A 17,114-nucleotide genomic window follows, 5' to 3' on the forward strand; every position below is an offset into this window, starting at 1 on the left:
GGCAGGCCGCCCTGGGCGATCACGTTCGCGTACCAGCGGGCGCTTTCCTTCACGGTCCGGCGCTGGGTCTCGAAGTCCACGTGCACCAGGCCGAACCGCTTCGCGTAGCCCTCTGCCCACTCGAAGTTGTCCAGCAGCGACCAGCAGAAGTACCCCCGCAGGTCGACCCCTCGGCGGATCGCGGCGTGCGCGGCCCGGAGGTGCCCGTCGACGAAGGCGATGCGGTCGTGGTCGCGCACGGCACCGTCCTCCCCCACGACATCGGGATACGCGGCGCCGTTCTCCGTGATGTAGAGCGGCAGCCGCGGGTACTCCTCGTGCAGTCGCACCAACAACTCCGTCAGCCCGGCCGGCTGCACCTCCCAGCCCAGGTCCGTCCGCGGCTCGCCGCTCGGCAGGAACCGCACGCCCTCCACACCGACCCACTCACTCGGCGCGGGATCGGCGGCGACCGGCGCGGCCACCAGCAGCGCGCGGTAGTAGTTCACGCCCAGCAGGTCGATCGGCGCGCCGATCACCGACAGGTCCCCCTCCCGCACGAGCCCGGGCAGGCCGTACGGCGTCAGGTCTGCCACGACGTCCGGCGGGTACGAGCCACGCAGCACCGGGTCGAGGAACACCCGGTTCTGCAGGCCGTCGACCCGCCGGGCGGCGTCCTCGTCGGCCGGCGAGGCGGCCTGGACCGGGAACAGGTTCAGCGTGATCCCGGCCGGCGCGGACGGCGCGAACGCGCGGATCCGCTCCATCGCGAGCCCGTGCCCCAGCAGCAGGTGGTGCACGGCGGCGACGGCCGCCGGCGGCGACGTGACGCCCGGCGCGTGCCGGCCCGAGGCGTAGCCGGCGAACGCCGAGCACCACGGCTCGTTCAGGGTCAGCCAGCCCGCGACCCGGTCCCCGAGCCTGCGCAGCACCGACTCGGCGTACTCGGCGAACCGGTGGGCCGTGTCGCGCGAGGTCCACCCGCCCTGCTCCTCCAACGCCTGCGGCAGGTCCCAGTGGTACAGCGTCGCCCACGGCGCGATGCCCGCCTCGAGCAACCGGTCGACCAGCCGGTCGTAGAAGGCCAGCCCCGCCTTGTTCTCCGCCCCGCCGTCGGGCCGCACCCGTGGCCAGGCCACCGAGAACCGGTACGCGCCAAGGCCCAGCGAGGACATCAGCGACACGTCGTCGGCGTAGCGGCGGTAGTGGTCGGCGGCCGGCTCGCCCGTGTCGCCGTTCGTGACCGCGCCGGGGCGGCGGCAGAACTCGTCCCAGATCGAGTCGGTCCGACCGTCCACAGTGGTCGCCCCCTCGATCTGGAACGACGCCGTCGCCGCGCCCCAGACGAACCCGGTGGGAAAGCGCAGCGACACCGACTCCGCTGACTGGTCCACCGACGATGGCAGTGCTGACATGGTCACCCCTTCACGGCGCCTTGCATGATCCCGGCCACGATCTGGCGGCCGAGCACGATGAAAACGATCAGGATCGGAATGGTCGCCAGCGTGGTCCCGGCCAGCACGAGCGAGTAGTCGACGTAGAACCCGCTCTGCAGCCGCTCCAGGGCCAGCTGCACGGTCGGGTTGTCCGCGTTCAGCACGACCAGCGGCCACAGGAAGTCGTTCCAGGACGTCATGAACGTGAACATGCCGAGGAACGCGGCCGCCGGGCGCACCGCCGGCAGGCAGACGTGCCAGTAGACCCGGATCATCGAGCAGCCGTCCACCCTGGCCGCCTCGATCAGCTCGTAGGGCACCACCTGCAACGTGTACTGGCGCATCCAGAACACGCCGATCGCGGTGACCAGGTTCGGCACGATCACCGCCTGCAGCTCGCCCGCCCAGCCGAACTCGGCCATCGCCATGTACAGCGGGATGATCCCGAGCTGCGTGGGCACCGCGAGCGTCGCGACCACGAACAGGAACAGCGCGTTGCGGCCGCGGAAGCGCAGCTTGGCGAAGGCGAACCCGGCGAGCGTGGAGAACAGCACCGTCGTCAGCGTGACCGTGCCGGACACGACGATGCTGTTGCCCATGGCCTTCCAGAACGGCACGGAGTCGAACACCCGCGCCGCGTTCGACAGGAAGTTCCCGCCCGGCAGCAGCGGCGGCACCCGCTCGGCGAGCATCGAGCTGTCCCGGCTCGCCACCAGGAACGACCAGTAGAACGGGAAGATCGAGCCCACGAGGAACGCGATCAGCAGGCCGTACACCCAGAACCGGGCGCGCCGGGCACCCGTGGAGTCCACCGTGCGGCGGCGAACGGCGACCGACAGCGCACTCCGTGTCCGTGACCCGCGCGCAAGCTCGCTCACCGGGCACCGTCCTCGATGGACCCCGTCGACGCCAGCCGGCGGGTCAGCAGGAAGTTGGCCACGGCGATCACGATGATCAGCAGGAACAGCACCCACGCGATCGCCGACGCGTAGCCGAGGTGCTGGGTCTCGAACGCGGTTTGGTACATGTAGAGCGTGATCGTCTGGAACTGGTTGGACGATCCGCCGTTGTTCGACCCGGGCATCGCGTCGAACAGCTTGGGCTCGGTGAAGATCTGCAGGCCGCCGATGGTCGAGGTGACCACCACGAAGATCAGCGTGGGGCGCAGCAGCGGCAGCGTGACGCTGAAGAACCGCCGCACCGCACCGGCCCCGTCGATCATCGCGGCCTCGTGGATGTCGCGGGGGATGGCCTTCATCGCGGCCAGCACGATCAGCGCGTTGTAGCCGGTCCACCGCCAGTTCACCATGATCGCGATCGCCACGTGCGAGGCGAGCCGGTTGGCCTGCCAGTCGATCCGGTCGAGCCCGAGCAGCTCCAGCATCCCGTTGACGAGCCCGTAGTTGGGCCCGAACAGGTTGGCGAAGATGATGCCGAGCGCCACCAGGCTCGCCACGTACGGCAGCAGCACGCCCACCCGCCAGCCGGTCGGCGCGCGCAGCCGGGTGTTCAGCAGCGCGGCCACCCCGATCGCGACGACGATCTGCGGGATCGTCGACAGCAGGAAGATGCTGAGCGTGTTGACCAACGCCGTCCAGAAGTGGGTGTCCCCGAGCAGCGTGGCGTAGTTCGCGAGGCCGACGTAGGTCCCCTCGGTGTCGAGCAGGTCCCGGTCGAACAGCGACAGGTAGGACGTGTACAGCAGCGGGAACAGCCCCACCACGCCGAACACGACGAAGAACGGCGCGACGTAGAGGTACGGCGACCACCTGACGTCGGCCAGGCTCAGCCGCTGCCGCCAGGTCAGCCGCGGCCGGCGGGCAGGGGGCGGGGCGGGCGCTGCCCTGCTCGGCGCCCGCCCCGGGTCCGTGATGACCGGACCGGCCATCAGCCAACGATCCTCTTGGCGGCCTCCACCGCCTGCTTCCAGCCGTCCTCGGGCGACTTGCCCTGCTCGACGGCCTGCAGCGCGGGGCTCGTGGCGTTCTCCTGGATCTTGCCGTCGCCGGGACCCTTGTACTGGGCCCGGCCGACCTTCCGCGCCTGGGCGGCGAACAGCTCGCCGACCTTGACGTCACCGAAGTAGTCGTTGGTGGTGTTCAGCAGCTCCGGTGAGGACAGTGCCTCGACCTGACTGGGGAAGTTGCCAGTCTTCTGGAAGGCCTTGATCTGCTGCTCCGGCGCGGTCAGCCAGGCGGCGAGCGCGGCGGCCTCCTTCGGGTGCTGGCTCTGCTTGGGCACGGCGAGGAACGAGCCGCCCCAGTTGCCGCCGCCACCGGGGAAACTGTCGGTGACCGCCCACTTGCCCGCGTTGGCCGGGCCGGCCTGCTCCTTGACCACGCCGAGCATCCACGACGGGCAGGTCTTGGTGGCGAACGCGCCCTGCTTGAACCCGGTGTTCCACTCCGGACCGAACGCGACCAGCTTCGCCGTCTGGCCACCCTTGCCGGCCTCGGTCACCTGGTCCCAGTTCTTCCTGATGTCGGCGTTGGACTCGATCGCGAGCTTGTCGTCCTTGGTCAGGTAGCCGGTCTCGAGCTGGTTCTGCATGGCGTTGAAGATCTGCGAGTCCGAGTCGAACCACGCCTTGCCGGTCTTGCGCACGTACTCGTCGCCGGCCGCGAAGTAGGAGTCCCAGCTCGCGAACAGCGGCTTGACCGACTCGGGGTCCGACGGCAGGCCGGCCGCGGCGAGCAGGTCCTTGCGGTAGCACATGGCGAGCGGGCCGATGTCGGTCCCGTAGCCGATCCAGGTGCCGTCCTTGGCCACCGCCGACTGGTACTTCCAGTCCAGCCAGCGGTCGGGCCGCACGTCCTTGGGGCCGATGTCGGCCAGGTCGTTGAACAGCTGCGGCTTGTCGAGGACGTCGGGCAGGTGGCCCTCCTCGATGGCGACCACGTCCTCCAGTCCGGACTTCGCCGCGAGCTTGGTGAGCAGCTGCTGGTGGTACGGGCCGCCCTCGCCCGTCTTGTGATGGGTGATCTTGATGTTCGGGTGCAGGTCCTGGTAGGCGGTGAGCAGGTCCTCGTAGCCGAACTCCGTGAACGTGCCGATGGTGAGCTCGATCTGGCCCCCGCTGCCGGAGCCACCACCGGATCCGTCTTGGCCGCAGGCGGCTAGGCCGGCCACCGCGGCAAGGGCGATCGCGCCGGCTAACACCCTTGTTTGCTGTCGTCGCACGTCAGTTGTCCCTTGCTGACTCGATTCTGGGAGCGCTCCCAGAATGGGAGTTCTGAGTGTGTCCTTCGCCACCATAACTGTCAAGAAAAACCGGGCGGCCGGTATCGGCATTGTTGGGGAGCGCTCCCAGAATCGGCAGCTACAATTCCAGCCGTGCCAGCACGATCCCCGCAGCAGGACGAGCGCCCGACGCTCGAGGACGTCGCCGCCTACGCCGGCGTCTCCCGCTCCACCGCCTCCCGCGCGCTCAACGACGACGCCTACGTCAGCTCGCGATCGCGGGCCAAGGTGCTCGACGCGGCCCGGGACCTCGGCTACTCCCCCAACCAGGCGGCGCGGTCACTGGTGACCAAGAGGACCGGCGCGGTGGCACTCGTGCTGTCCGAGCCCGAGTCCAAGGTGCTCGACGACCCGTACTTCGCGACGGTCATGCACTCGGCGTACCGGGAACTGTCCGGCACCGGCGTGCAGATGCTGCTGATGTTCGTCGACAGCCGCGACGACGTGCCGCGCACCATCCGCTTCCTCGAGGGCGGGCACGTCGACGGCGCGCTCGTCTTCGCGCCGCACCAGGGGGATCCGCTGCCGACGGCACTGCGCCTGCTGCGGCTGCCGGTCGTCTACGGCGGCCGGCCGGGGACCGGGCGGCGCGGCGTGCACGCGGTCGACTTCGACAACCAGGCCGGCGCCCGGCTCGCGGTCCGCCACCTGCTCGCCACCGGCAGGCGGCGGATCGGCACGATCACCGGCATGCTCGACCACCCGGCGGCCGCCGCGCGCATGGCGGGCTGGGCGGAGGCACTGGAGGAGGCCGGCCTCGACCCGGCGGACCTGGCCGAGGCCGGCGACTTCACGATGGCGAGCGGCGACCGGGCCACCACCGCCCTGCTCGCCCGGGAACCCGACCTCGACGGCGTGTTCGCGGCCAGCGATCTGATGGCGGCCGGCGCGATGCGGGCGCTGCGGGCCGCGGGCCGCGCCGTGCCGGACGACGTGGGCGTCGTCGGCTTCGACGACCACCCGACGCTGGCGCCCGCGATGAACCCGCCGCTCACGTCGGTGCACCAGGACCCGCGCGAGCAGATCCGGCAGATGGTGCGCCGGCTGATGGCCCTGCTGGCCGGCGAGGCGGTCCGTCCGGAGACGACGGTCCTGCCGGTGACCCTGGCGGTCCGCGACTCCGCGTAGACCTCAGTGTTCGTACGGGTCCTCGGGTTCGGCGACCGGGGTGACCGACTGGACGTGGGCGGAGGGGACGTACTCGTTCGCGCGGGTCGCCGAGTTCGGCTCAAGCTCCACAACGGACTCGATCCAGCTGTCGTCGGCCAGGCTGGACAGGTCGCGGTCGAGGAGCTTGACCTTGACCGGGTAGGCGTCGGCGGCGCAGCAGGTGATCGCGATCCGCGCGATGTAGGTGTCCCGGCCCTCCTGCACCACGAACCCGGTGAGCGTGACCGTCCGGCCGTTGAGCGAGTGGGCGGAGTCCCACGCGGCCCGCTCCGAGAACTCCGAGAGCTGCAACGGCAACGCCGTCCCGGGCGGCAACGCGTCGAACAACGCGGAGCCGTCCGCGGCGGTCGTGGTGTTCCGCGGTGGGCTGTCCGCCGCCCGCACCACCGAGTCCGACCCCAACGCGGGCGGCGCGATCAGGAACACCGCCAGCACCGGCAACACCAGCAGCCACGCGCTGCTCGCCGAGTGGTCGTGCTCGTGTGACTCGACCTGCCGGCCGCGGATGTCGCGGGCGATGGACACCGCGGCCAGAGCCAGCATCACCACCCCGGCCACGATCAGCAGCCACTGATGCGCCGGCTTGACGTATCGCAGGTAGGTGCCGTTGAGCGAGATCTTCAGCAACGCCCCACCCAGCAACACCAACAGAATGTTCTGCGTCTCCCGCCTCACAACAACACCACCCCCGCCAGCACCGCGCACACCACCGCGACCACGAACGTCGCCGGCGCGAACCGCACCGCGAACCGCCGCCCCAACGTCCCCGCCTGCAACGAGAACAACTTGATGTCCACCGCCGGCCCCACCACCAGGAACACCAACCGCGGCAACAACGGCATCGTCGCCAACGACGCCGCGACGAACGCGTCCGCCTCACTACACAACGCCAGCAACACCGCGAGCAGCGCCATCACCACGATGCCGAGCACGATCTGGGAGCCGAGCGTGTCCAACCACGAGCGCGGCACGACGACGTTGAGCACCGCCGCGGTCAACCCACCGACGACCAGGAACCCACCCGCGTCCACCAGATCCTGCCGGGCGGTCTCCGCGAACAACCCCCACCGCGACCGGCTGCCGTCGTGCTCGGGCAGCCGACGCATCACCCGCTCCGCGAACCATTCCATCCGCCCGAACCGCGCCCACAGAAAACCCATCACCACCGCGGTCGCCATCGACCCGGCGAACCGGGCCACCACCATCGACGGCTGACCCGGAAACGCCACCGCCGTCGCGACCAACACGATCGGGTTCACCGCCGGCGCCGCCAACAAGAACGTCACCGCCACCGACGCCGGCACCTCCTGCTGGATCAACCGACGCGCCACCGGCACCGCGGCACACTCGCAGTTCGGCAACGCGATCCCGGCCACCCCAGCCACCGGCACCGCGAGCGCGGCCCGCTTCGGCAACACCTTGCGCAACGCGTCCGCGGACACGAACGCCGCGATCGCCCCGCTGACCAACACCCCCAACACCAGGAACGGCAACGCCTGCACACACACCGCGACGAACACCGTCGCACCGGTCTGCAACGCGGGCACGTCGAGAACACTCGCGAGCCAGTGCTGGGCCAGCAACGCCGCCACCAACACAACGCACAGGACCTCGAGCGAGGTCACCCGCCGACGCGGCGGCGCTTCGGTGGTCATTCGGTCTGCTCCCCCACCTCGCCGAGCAACTCGACGCGCAGCTGCGAGGCCGTCGACACGACGAGCATCAGCAGCGTGCCGAGCGCGGCGGACTCGATGCCGTCGGCGGGGAACGCGTAGCGCAGCGTGACGTCCATGCCGGCCTCGGTGTGCACGACGCCGAGCGTGCCGAACAGGCCCTGGCCGGCGCGTTCGGCCGCGGACGCGGCGAGCTTCGGGTCGTCGGGGAGGTCCCAGGCGACCACGCAGGTGAGGCTGAGCACGGTGAGCCCCTCGGCGAGCTGCATCGCCTGCACCGCGCACGGCACGTCGACGTGCCGGAAGCTCAGCGCGCCGTCGTCGTCCACGTGCACGTCGTGGAACTGCTCCAGCGCCACGCGGGCCTTGGTGAGCAGATCACCGGTGGTCAACGCCTCCTGCTCGGTCATGCCTCTCCTTGCTCGTCGGTGTCGGCCGCAGCGGCCGCCGCGGCCGCCGCCGCGTCGATGGCGCCACCGAACCGCCGGTCCCGCCGCGCGAACTGCTCGCACGCCCGCCACAGGTCACGCCGGTCGAAGTCGGGCCACAGGATGTCCTGGAAGACCAGCTCAGCGTAGGCGGACTGCCACAGCATGAAGTTGGAGGTCCGCTGCTCGCCGGAGGGCCGGATGAACAGGTCCACGTCGGGCATCTCGGGCTGGTACAGGTACCGGGCGACCGTGCGCTGGTCGACCTTCTCCGGGTTGATCTTGCCAGCCGCCGCGAGCCGGGCGATCTCGCGGGCGGCGTCGCCGATCTCCGCGCGGCCGCCGTAGTTGATGCACATGGCGAGGTTGAGCACGGTGTTGTCCTTGGTCCGCTCGGCGGCGGACTCCAGCTCGGTGACCACGCTGCGCCACAGCCTCGGCCGGCGGCCGGCCCAGCGGACGCGCACGCCCATCGCGTCGAGCTCGTCGGTGCGGTGCCGGATGACGTCGCGCGAGAAGCCCATGAGGAAGCGGACCTCGTCGGGGCTGCGCCGCCAGTTCTCGGTGGAGAACGCGTAGAGCGAGAGCCACTTGACGCCGAGCTCGAGGCAGCCGCGGGCGGCCTCGACGACCACCGCCTCGCCACGCTTGTGGCCCTCGATGCGGGTGAGGCCGCGCTGGTTGGCCCACCGCCCGTTGCCGTCCATGACGATGGCCACGTGCTTGGGCACGAGGTCGGCGGGGATCGCCGGCGGGCGGGCGCCGGACGGGTGCGGTTCGGGCGGCTCGATGGTCTTTCGCGCCGTCGTGGTGCTGGCTCGTCGCCGGAGCAAGGCCATCCTCCAGGGTCGGGACTTCCGGGCCCGACCCTACTGACCGCTGGGGACGCCGCGTCGCTCCACCAGGGGCAGGGAGCGGAGCTGGCGTTCGAGATGCCACTGGAGCAGGGCGGCGATGAGGCCGCTGCCCTCGCGGCGGGCGGCCGGCGTGGACGCCTCGGCGATGTCCCAGGTGCCGGTGGCGAGCGCGGACATGAGGGCGAGGGTGTCCTGGGCCGGGACCGCGGAGCCGGCCGGGCGGCAGCGCGGGCAGACCGAGCCGCCGGCCTGGACGGAGAACGACTTGTGCGGACCGGGCTCGTTGCAGCGGGCGCACTCGCGGACGGCGGGCTCCCAGCCGGCGAAGGCCATGGCACGCATGAGGAACGCGTCGAGCACCAGCGAGGGGTCGCGCTGCCCGTCGGCGAGGGCCCGCAACGCGCCGGCGACGAGGAGGTAGAGGCGCAGCACCGGCTCGCCCTCCTCGGGGCAGAGCCGGTCGGCGGTCTCGAGCACCGCGCAGCCCGCGGTGTAGCGCTGGTAGTCGCAGATGATGCCCGCGCCGAAGGCGTCGAGGGTCTGGACCTGGGTGATGATGTCGAGCGTGCGGCCGGTGTAGAACTGCACGTCGATGTGGGCGAACGGCTCCACCCGCGCACCGAAGCGGGAGGTGGTGCGTCGCACGCCCTTGGCCACCGCGCGGACCTTGCCGTGCTTGCGGGTGACGAGCGTGATGATGCGGTCGGCCTCACCGAGCTTCTGTACGCGCAGCACCACTCCGGTGTCGCGGTAGAGGCTCACCGCCCCATCGTCTCATTCCCTGCCGACAGTTTCGTGCCCGACACGGTGTGGTGAGATCTGGGGTGTGACGTCGGTTTCGGGGCCTTTGCTCGGCAAGCTCATCGTGACGCCGCGCCCACTGTTCGACTACCGCAACATGTTCCTGCTGACGGACGAGGACCTGCTCGCCGGGCCGATCCTCGACTGCCCGGCCGGGGCGTCGCCGTTCGGGGCGCAGGTCCGTTCCCGCGGCGGGACGGCGGTGAGCGTGGACCCGATCTACGGTCCACGCGCGTCGGTCGAGTCGCGGGTGGCCGCGGACCTCGCGCACGTGCACTCGTGGCTCGCCGCGGGGCCGGTGGGGCTGGACTGGTCCTACCTCGGCTCGGCGGACGCGATGCTGCGCGCGTTCGAGGTGTCGGCGGACTACTTCCTCGCGGACTACGTCGAGGGCAGCCCGCACTACGTGGCGGCCGGCCTGCCGTCGCTGCCGTTCTCCTCCGGCCGGTTCCGGCTGACGTTGAGCAGCCACCTGCTGTTCACGTATCCGGAGTACGTCACCTACGACCAGCACGTGACGTTCCTGCTCGAAATGACCCGGGTGACGAGCGGCGAGGTCCGCGTGTGCCCGGTGGCCGACCCGGCCGGGGTGCCGTACCCGCGCCTGGACGAGGTGCGCTCGGCGCTGGCGTCGCACGGGGTGTCGACGGAGCTGCGCCAGGCGAAGTCGGCCTACAGCAAGGGCGGCGACGACATCCTGGCCTGCCGACGAGAATAGGGCCTGTCTCTGGACACGGCTTTAGAAGCCCAGGCGGCGGAGCTGTTTGGGGTCGCGTTGCCAGTCCTTGGCCACCTTGACGTGCAGGTGCAGGTAGATCTTGCTGCCCAGCAGCGCCGCGATCTGGCGGCGGGCCGTCGAGCCGACCGTGCGCAGACGCTCGCCCTTGTGGCCCAGCACGATGCCCTTCTGGCTGTCGCGCTCCACGTAGAGGTTCGCGTAGATGTCCAGCAGGTCCTCGCGGTCCTCGCGCGGAACGATCTCCTCCACCGTCACCGCGATCGAGTGGGGTAGCTCGTCGCGGACGCCTTCCAGGGCGGCCTCGCGGATCAGCTCCGCTATCAGGACCTGCTCGGGCTCGTCGGTGAGCTCGCCGTCGGGGTAGAGCTGCGGACCTTCCGGCAACTTGGTCACCAGCACGTCCGCCAGCGCGTCGACCTGGAAGTTGTCCACTGCGGACACCGGGATGAGGTCCGCGAACGCCATCACGTCCTGCAGCTCCACCAGCTGGTCGGCGATCTGCTGGCGCGACGCGAGGTCCGTCTTGGTGACCACGCCGATGATCGGCGTGTGCCGGGACAGCTTGGCGAGCTCCGCGGCGATGAACTTGTCTCCCGGGCCGATCTTCTCGTTGGCCGGCACGCAGAAGCCGACGACGTCCACTTCGGACCACGTGGCCCGCACGACGTCGTTGAGCCGCTGGCCGAGCAGCGTGCGCGGGCGGTGCAGACCCGGGGTGTCCACGATGATCAGCTGCGCGTCATCGCGCTGGACGATGCCGCGGATGGCGTGCCGGGTGGTCTGCGGCTTGCTCGACGTGATCGCGACCTTCGACCCGACCAGCGCGTTCGTCAGCGTCGACTTTCCCGTGTTGGGGCGGCCCACGAAGCAGGCGAAGCCCGAGCGGTGCCGAACGTCCGGTGTGGTCATCGGTCCATTGTCGTCCGTGGTCAGCGCACGGCGCCCGACGGGTCGGCCAGCAGCACCGGCGCGTCCGCGGTGAGGTCGGCGACCGCCGCCGCGCCGCCGGGGTCGACGGACCCCGACTCCGAGACGACCACGGCCGCCTCCAGGCCGGTGGCGCCGGAGGACACCGCCGCCACGACGGCCGCCTGCAACGCCGACAGCGACAGCGACGGCAACGCGACCGTGCCGGCCAGGTAGGTCCGCCCGTCCTTGTCGCGGACCGCCGCACCCTCGGCGGCACCCGTGCGCGCCCGCACCGACCTGGCCAGGGTGATCAGCTTCGCGTCCTCGGGGTCCAGCTCAGGCACGCTCGGCACTCCTCTCGTCCGCGTTCTCGATGGTCTCGGCCTCGGCCGGCGGCACCCCGCGGACGACGACCGACGTGATGCGCATGCGGCCGCGACCGTCCTTACCACCCTCGGCGCGCAGCCGCAGGCCCGCGATCTCGGCCTCCGTGCCGGGCAGCGGCACCCGGCCGAGCCGCTGGGCGAGCAGGCCGCCGACGGTCTCGACGTCGTGGTCGTCCAGCTCGATGCCGAACAGCTCGCCCAGGTCCTCGACCGGCAGCCGCGAGCTGACCCGGATGGCGCCGTCGTCGAGGTGGTCGATCGGCGGGCGGTCGTCGGTGTCGGACTCGTCGGTGATCTCGCCGACGATCTCCTCCAGGATGTCCTCGATGGTGAGCAGGCCGGCCGTGCCGCCGTACTCGTCGACCGCGATGGCCAGGTGGTTGCGGGACACCTGCATCTCGCGCAGTAAGTCGTCGAGCCGCTTGGAGTCGGGCACGAACGTGGCCTCGCCCATCAGCTCGCCGACCGTGCGCTGGAGCCCGCCGCGCCCGTTGGCCGACGTCTCCATCGAGGCCTTCACCAGGTCCTTGAGGTTGACCACGCCGACGACCTCGTCGACGCTCTCGCCGATGACCGGCAGCCGGGTGTACCCGGTGCGCAGCGACAGCGCGAGCGCCTGGCGCACGGACTTGGTCTGCTCGATCCACACCATCTCGGTGCGCGGCACCATCACCTCGCGGGCGATCGTGCCGCGCAGCTCGAACACCGAGTGGATCATCTCCCGCTCGTCGGCGTCGACGACGCCGCTCTCCTGGGCCATGTCGACCAGCTCGCGGAGCTCGACCTCGGAGGAGAACGGGCCCTCGCGAAAGCCGCGACCCGGGGTGATGGCGTTACCGACGACGATGAGGAAGCGCGACAGCGGGCCCAGCACCGTGCCGAGCGCGCGGACCGGCCCGGCCGCGATGAGGCCGACGGCGTAGGGGTGCTGCCGGCCGAGCGTGCGCGGACCCACGCCGACCAGCACGTAGGACACGACGATCATGCCGACCGCGGCGATGAGCCCGGCGAGCCAGTCGGAGTCGGTGAGCCGCAGGCACGCGACGGTGACCAGCACGGTGGCCGCCAGCTCGCAGCCCAACCGCAGCAGCAGCAACAGGTTGATGTGCCGCGGCCGGTCGGCCAGGACGGCGAGCAGCTGCCGCGCCCCGGCGCTCCGCGCCCGGACCAGGCCTTCGACCCGGGCCCGGGACACCGCGGACAGGGCCGCGTCCGCGCAGGCGAACAACCCGGCCGCGACCACCAGCAACACCGCGATGACCAGGAGTCCGGCCGTGTTCGACACCGCGTCCCCCGAGGAGCTAGTGGGCCGGTTCGTCCGGCTTCGACGTGGAAGGTGGCTCTGTTTCCGGCTCTGTTTCCGGGTCTGTCTTCGGCTCCGCGTCGGGGGCGGCGAGGCCCACGGCGCCGAGCAGCTTGTCGTCCTCGCGGCGCTGGGCCGCCCGGCGCTGGGCCGCGGCCCGCTCGGACGTGAAGTCCGCGAGGATCCGCTTCTGGAGCGTGAACATCTCGCGCTCCTCGGCGGGCTCCGCGTGGTCGTAGCCGAGCAGGTGCAGCACACCGTGGACGGTGAGCAGATGCAGCTCGTCCATGAGGCCGTGGCCGGCCTTGCGGGCCTGGTCGCGCGCGAACCGCGGGCACAGCACCAGGTCGCCGAGGAGCGTGGGTCCCGGGTCGGGCGCGTCCGGCCGGCGGGCCGAGTCGAGCTCGTCCATGGGGAAGGCCATGACGTCGGTGGGGCCCGGCAGGTCGAGGTAGCGCTCGTGCAGGTCGGCCATCACCTCGAGGCCGACGAGCAGGACGGACAGCTCGGCCAGGCGGCTGACCTGCATACGGTCGAGCGCGAACCGGGCGGCGGCAACGATCGACGGTTCGTCAACCGCCACCCCGGACTCGTTGGCGATCTCGATACTCATGGGTCAGCGTCCTCGCCGCGCCTGTCCCCGCGGGCCCGAGTGGCGTACCTCGTCCTGCGCGTCCTGGTCGGCCTGCCACTTGTCGTAGGCGTCGACGATGTCGCCCACCAGCCGGTGCCGCACCACGTCGTGGCTGTTGAGCACCGAGAAGTGGACGTCGTCGACACCCTGCAGGATGCCCTGGACGACGCGCAGCCCGCTCTTCTGCCCACCGGGCAGGTCGACCTGGGTGATGTCGCCGGTGACGACCATCTTGGAGCCGAAGCCCAGGCGGGTGAGGAACATCTTCATCTGCTCGGGCGAGGTGTTCTGCGCCTCGTCGAGGATGATGAACGCGTCGTTGAGCGTGTTGTGCGTGACCAGGAAGTCCTCGGTGACGTACAGCGAGTCGGCGGCCGCCACCTGGATGCACACCGCTTCCTCGGTGCCGGCCGGCTCGATGCTGTCGATGTAGCGCATCGGTCGCCCGCCGCCACCGCCGGCGTGGTACTTCGCCAGCTTTCGCGGCAGGCGGAACGGCTCGATCCCGGCCGGGAGCCGGAGGTCCAGGTCGGAGGCATCGCCGCGGTCGTACACGACGCCGCCGACGGATCGCACCAGGAAGGCGACGTCGTCAGCGAGCCGCCGGGACGTGCTGGTGTACTGGATGCGGCAGGTGCGATCGCGCTGGGTGACCGGTGCTCCGTCGGTGTCCAGGAGGCCCTGCAGTACCGCCACCCGAACGTCCGAGCTGTTGTACAGGTACGCGTCCGGCACGAACGTGGTGCCCGGAGTCGTGCCGGACAGGCCGAGCTCGCGCAGGGCCGCCGGCACCGGGTTCGCGAGGGTGATGACGTCTCCTGGCGCTGCCCCACGGTTGAGCACGTGGTCAGCGCCACCCTTCGCAGGGGCGAAGCCCGGGGTGGCCGAGCCGGTGAGGCACCCTTCTGCGAGCAAGGCCCCCAGCGCGTACGGGTCCAGCGGCGTCTGCCGAGGCTCGAACTCCACCGGAGCGCTGAGGAGCGGAAGCTCGTAGCGGTGGTGGTGCGCCGCCTTCAGCCGACCAACCATCTCCTTGGTCTCGAGTACCCGCAGCGGCTTGCCCCGGCGCCGATCGTCACGAGTGGCCACCGCCCACAGATGGTCCCCGGAGCAGAGAGTCGACGCGCCGTCGTGCGTGGTGAGCCGGTAGATCTCCTTCGGGCCTTGTGGGTAGACGCCGATGACCGGCGTGGGACGCCCGTCCGACCCGGTCACGAGATCACCTACCGCGAGCTCCCCGATGGGGCGGAACCCGGTGGGGGTCAGCACCTTGGTGAAGACCGGCTGGGCCCGGCCGCGCATGTAGGCCAGCGGGGCGACCTCGATGGTGCCGGCCTGCATGAGGCGCGGGATGGACTCGGGGTCGACCATGTCGTGCAGCGCGTCGTACAGCGGGCGCAGGTACGGGTCGATCTTCTCGTAGAGCGTGCCCGGCAGGAAACCGAGCCGCTCGCCGGCCTCGACGGCCGGGCGGGTGAGGATGATCCGGTTGACCTGCTTGGCCTGCAGGGCCTGGACGGCCTTGGCCATGGCCAGGTAGGTCTTGCCGGTGCCGGCCGGGCCGATGCAGAAGACGACCGTGTTGTGGTCGATGGCGTCGACGTACTTCTTCTGGTTGAGCGTCTTGGGCCGGATGGTGCGGCCGCGCCGGGACACGATGTCGAGGCTGAGCACCTCGGCCGGCGACTCGGCCGCGCCCGCGGAGAGCATGGCGACCGTGCGGCGGACGGCGTCGGGGGCCATCTGCTGGCCGCGGCCGGCCAGCGTGACGAGCTCGGCGAACACCCGCTCGGCGAACGCGACGTCACCAGGTTCACCGGAGAGGGTGACCTCGTTGCCCCGGACGTGGACGTCGGCCTCGAGCAGCTCCTCGGCGACCCGCAGGTTCTCGTCGCGCGAGCCGAGCAGCGCGAGCACCGCCTCGTCGGGGACGACGAACCGGGACTGGGCTGTCGAGTCGAGCGTGCCCGCCTTGCTCGGGCCGTTGGTGGACTGCGCAGAAGTCTGGGGCTCGCTGCCCCGTGCGGTACCGGTCACGTGCGTTCGGTCCTGCCTTCTGCGCCGATGCGCCCACTCGTCGATGCTCTACCCCAATGATGCTAGCCGCACGTACCGACAGTTCGCATCGACGTTGCCGCTCGGGTCGGCCGTGGGCCGGCCGGATCGATCACCTCGGTCAGCCGGTGGGGCGGCCGAAGAGGCCCAGCTGCTCGCCGCCCAGCACGTGCAGGTGGGCGTGGAACACGGTCCGGCCGGCGTGCTCGCCGGTGTTGAACACGAAGCGGAAGCCGGACACGTCAATGCCCTCGGCCTTGGCGACCGCGGCGCCGGTGGCGACGACGTCGGCCAGCAGCTGCGGGTCGGCGGCGGCGAGCTCGACCACGTCCTCGTGGTGGGTCTTCGGCACGACCAGGACGTGCACCTTCGCCTGCGGGTTGATGTCGCGGAAGGCGAGCGTGGTCTCGGTCTCGTGCACCTTGGTGGCCGGGACGTCCCCGGCGACGATCTTGCAGAACAGGCAGTCCGACATGCGAGCAGGCTAATGGGTCTCGTCCTCGTCGGGGGGCGCGTCGCCCTCACGCTCGTCGCGGTCGGCCCACTCGAGGAGCTGGTCGAGGGAGTACGCCGCGTCGTCGATGCCGGCGTGGAGGTCGCCGAGCTCGGCGTACCGGGCGGGGACGGTGGCGATGGTGAACTCCCGCGGGTCGACGTCGGCGAGCTCGTCCCAGCGGATCGGGGTCGAGACGCGGGCCTCGGGGACGCCGATGACGGAGTAGGCGCTGCGGATCGTGTGGTCGCGGGTGTTCTGGTTGTAGTCGACGAACACCGTGCTCGGGTCGCGTTCCTTGCGCCACCAGGTGAGGTCGACGAGGTTGTCGGCCCGCCGCTCGACCTCGCGCGCGAAGGCGTGCGCGGCGCGCCGGACGTCGGCGAAGCCCCAGCGCGGCTCGATGCGGACGTAGATGTGCAGGCCCTTGCCGCCCGAGGTCTTCGGCCAGCCGACGGCGCCGAGCTCGTCAAGGACGTCCTTGGCGACCCCGGCGACCTCGCGGACGCGGTCGAAGGTGCAGTCCGGCATGGGGTCGAGGTCGATGCGCCACTCGTCGGGCTTCTCGGTGTCCGCGCGCCGGGAGTTCCACGGATGAAACTCCACACAGGACATCTGGACGGCCCAGACGACGCTCGCCAGCTCGGTGACGCACAGCTCGTAGGCGTGCCGCCCGTAGCGGGGGAAGTCGACCCGCACGGTCTCCACCCACGGCGGCGCGCCGCGCGGCAGGCGCTTCTGGTGCACCTTCTCGCCGGTGACCCCGTCGGGGAAGCGGTGCATCATGCACGGCCGCTCCCGAAGCCCCCGCACGATCCCGTCGCCGACGGACAGGTAGTACCGCGCGAGATCGAGCTTGGTCTCCCCCCGCGCAGGGAAGTAGACGCGATCCGGGTTGCTGATCCGCACAACCCGGTCCCCGACCTCGAGCTCCTCGAAGGGAGCGGACTTACCCGCCACGAGGGCAACCTACTGCCCCCGAACCCCAGTTGCCCAATGCAACGCACCCGG

At 70.9% G+C, this 17,114-nt stretch carries 17 protein-coding genes and 3 pseudogenes; 2 read left to right on the forward strand and 18 right to left on the reverse strand.

Annotated features, from left to right (window positions below):
• From VGD70_RS30100 to VGD70_RS30115, 4 genes are all read right to left on the reverse strand, one after another.
• Positions 1 to 1,394, reverse strand: a 1,394-nt coding sequence (locus tag VGD70_RS30100) for a GH1 family beta-glucosidase (protein WP_331087307.1), incomplete at its 3' end; no start/stop codon positions are given.
• A 2-nt stretch (positions 1,395 to 1,396) separates the two neighbouring features.
• A complete protein-coding gene (locus tag VGD70_RS30105) occupies positions 1,397 to 2,227 on the reverse strand; it encodes a carbohydrate ABC transporter permease (protein WP_331087340.1) in 831 nt (276 codons plus the stop codon).
• A 62-nt stretch (positions 2,228 to 2,289) separates the two neighbouring features.
• Positions 2,290 to 3,303, reverse strand: coding sequence for a sugar ABC transporter permease (locus VGD70_RS30110; RefSeq protein ID WP_331087309.1), 1,014 nt, complete (start codon positions 3,301 to 3,303; stop codon positions 2,290 to 2,292).
• Entirely contained in the window at positions 3,303 to 4,595 is a 1,293-nt protein-coding gene (locus VGD70_RS30115) for an ABC transporter substrate-binding protein (RefSeq protein WP_331087311.1), read from the reverse strand. The genes VGD70_RS30110 and VGD70_RS30115 overlap by 1 nt, the downstream gene beginning before the upstream one ends.
• 153 nt (positions 4,596 to 4,748) lie before the next feature.
• Between VGD70_RS30115 and VGD70_RS30120 the strand changes: the two genes are divergently transcribed.
• The gene (locus VGD70_RS30120; RefSeq protein WP_331087313.1) at positions 4,749 to 5,783 is read left to right on the forward strand and encodes a LacI family DNA-binding transcriptional regulator; all 1,035 of its coding nucleotides are present in this window, start codon (positions 4,749 to 4,751) and stop codon (positions 5,781 to 5,783) included.
• A 3-nt stretch (positions 5,784 to 5,786) separates the two neighbouring features.
• Here VGD70_RS30120 and VGD70_RS30125 read toward each other — a convergent pair whose 3' ends face one another.
• From VGD70_RS30125 to recO, 5 genes are read right to left on the reverse strand one after another with little or no spacing between them, the layout of a single operon-like run.
• Complete coding sequence (locus VGD70_RS30125; RefSeq protein ID WP_331087315.1) at positions 5,787 to 6,500, reverse strand: TIGR03943 family putative permease subunit; 714 nt, start codon at positions 6,498 to 6,500, stop codon at positions 5,787 to 5,789.
• A complete protein-coding gene (locus tag VGD70_RS30130) occupies positions 6,497 to 7,480 on the reverse strand; it encodes a permease (protein ID WP_331087317.1) in 984 nt (327 codons plus the stop codon). Before VGD70_RS30130 ends, VGD70_RS30125 begins: the two co-directional genes overlap by 4 nt.
• Positions 7,477 to 7,908 carry a hypothetical protein gene (locus VGD70_RS30135; protein ID WP_331087319.1) on the reverse strand — a complete coding sequence of 144 codons (432 nt, stop codon included), beginning with the start codon at positions 7,906 to 7,908 and terminating at the stop codon, positions 7,477 to 7,479. The genes VGD70_RS30130 and VGD70_RS30135 overlap by 4 nt, the downstream gene beginning before the upstream one ends.
• On the reverse strand, positions 7,905 to 8,759 hold the full coding sequence (locus tag VGD70_RS30140; RefSeq protein WP_331087321.1) for an isoprenyl transferase: 855 nt from the start codon (positions 8,757 to 8,759) through the stop codon (positions 7,905 to 7,907). The genes VGD70_RS30135 and VGD70_RS30140 overlap by 4 nt, the downstream gene beginning before the upstream one ends.
• 36 nt (positions 8,760 to 8,795) lie before the next feature.
• Complete coding sequence (recO, locus tag VGD70_RS30145) at positions 8,796 to 9,545, reverse strand: DNA repair protein RecO (RefSeq protein ID WP_331087323.1); 750 nt, start codon at positions 9,543 to 9,545, stop codon at positions 8,796 to 8,798.
• Between the two features lie 64 nt (positions 9,546 to 9,609).
• Between recO and VGD70_RS30150 the strand changes: the two genes are divergently transcribed.
• The gene (locus VGD70_RS30150) at positions 9,610 to 10,302 is read left to right on the forward strand and encodes a hypothetical protein (protein ID WP_331087326.1); all 693 of its coding nucleotides are present in this window, start codon (positions 9,610 to 9,612) and stop codon (positions 10,300 to 10,302) included.
• Between the two features lie 21 nt (positions 10,303 to 10,323).
• On the opposite strand, the gene era is transcribed toward VGD70_RS30150, so the two are convergent.
• From era to ligD, 9 genes and pseudogenes are all read right to left on the reverse strand, one after another.
• Complete coding sequence (era, locus tag VGD70_RS30155; protein ID WP_331087328.1) at positions 10,324 to 11,232, reverse strand: GTPase Era; 909 nt, start codon at positions 11,230 to 11,232, stop codon at positions 10,324 to 10,326.
• Positions 11,233 to 11,252: 20 nt separating this feature from the next.
• Positions 11,253 to 11,576, reverse strand: coding sequence for a cytidine deaminase (locus VGD70_RS30160; protein WP_331087330.1), 324 nt, complete (start codon positions 11,574 to 11,576; stop codon positions 11,253 to 11,255).
• Entirely contained in the window at positions 11,569 to 12,903 is a 1,335-nt protein-coding gene (locus VGD70_RS30165; RefSeq protein ID WP_331087332.1) for a hemolysin family protein, read from the reverse strand. Before VGD70_RS30165 ends, VGD70_RS30160 begins: the two co-directional genes overlap by 8 nt.
• Before the next feature lie 16 nt (positions 12,904 to 12,919).
• On the reverse strand, positions 12,920 to 13,534 hold the full coding sequence (gene ybeY, locus VGD70_RS30170; protein WP_331087334.1) for an rRNA maturation RNase YbeY: 615 nt from the start codon (positions 13,532 to 13,534) through the stop codon (positions 12,920 to 12,922).
• A 3-nt stretch (positions 13,535 to 13,537) separates the two neighbouring features.
• A pseudogene (locus tag VGD70_RS30175) lies at positions 13,538 to 13,882 on the reverse strand (PhoH family protein); the annotation flags it as partial.
• A 294-nt stretch (positions 13,883 to 14,176) separates the two neighbouring features.
• Positions 14,177 to 14,857, reverse strand: a pseudogene (locus VGD70_RS30180) (phosphate starvation-inducible protein PhoH); the annotation flags it as partial.
• Positions 14,846 to 15,592: pseudogene (locus VGD70_RS30185) on the reverse strand (PhoH family protein); the annotation flags it as partial. The pseudogenes VGD70_RS30185 and VGD70_RS30180, both read right to left, overlap by 12 nt.
• Before the next feature lie 139 nt (positions 15,593 to 15,731).
• A complete protein-coding gene (locus VGD70_RS30190; protein ID WP_331087336.1) occupies positions 15,732 to 16,085 on the reverse strand; it encodes a histidine triad nucleotide-binding protein in 354 nt (117 codons plus the stop codon).
• A gap of 9 nt (positions 16,086 to 16,094) precedes the next feature.
• Positions 16,095 to 17,063 carry a non-homologous end-joining DNA ligase gene (ligD, locus tag VGD70_RS30195; RefSeq protein WP_331087338.1) on the reverse strand — a complete coding sequence of 323 codons (969 nt, stop codon included), beginning with the start codon at positions 17,061 to 17,063 and terminating at the stop codon, positions 16,095 to 16,097.
• Positions 17,064 to 17,114 lie beyond the last annotated feature (51 nt).

This window comes from Actinophytocola sp. (assembly GCF_036402745.1).
Lineage (GTDB): Bacteria > Actinomycetota > Actinomycetes > Mycobacteriales > Pseudonocardiaceae > Actinophytocola.

What these genes read in the sequence shown, in the direction of transcription:
- VGD70_RS30110 (WP_331087309.1), bottom strand. Translation starts at nt 3,303, where the DNA reads ATGGCCGGTCCGGTCATCACGGACCCGGGGCGGGCGCCGAGCAGGGCA.
- VGD70_RS30130 (WP_331087317.1), bottom strand. Translation starts at nt 7,480, where the DNA reads ATGACCACCGAAGCGCCGCCGCGTCGGCGGGTGACCTCGCTCGAGGTC.
- VGD70_RS30135 (WP_331087319.1), bottom strand. Translation starts at nt 7,908, where the DNA reads ATGACCGAGCAGGAGGCGTTGACCACCGGTGATCTGCTCACCAAGGCC.
- era (WP_331087328.1), bottom strand. Translation starts at nt 11,232, where the DNA reads ATGACCACACCGGACGTTCGGCACCGCTCGGGCTTCGCCTGCTTCGTG.
- ybeY (WP_331087334.1), bottom strand. Translation starts at nt 13,534, where the DNA reads ATGAGTATCGAGATCGCCAACGAGTCCGGGGTGGCGGTTGACGAACCG.
- VGD70_RS30190 (WP_331087336.1), bottom strand. Translation starts at nt 16,085, where the DNA reads ATGTCGGACTGCCTGTTCTGCAAGATCGTCGCCGGGGACGTCCCGGCC.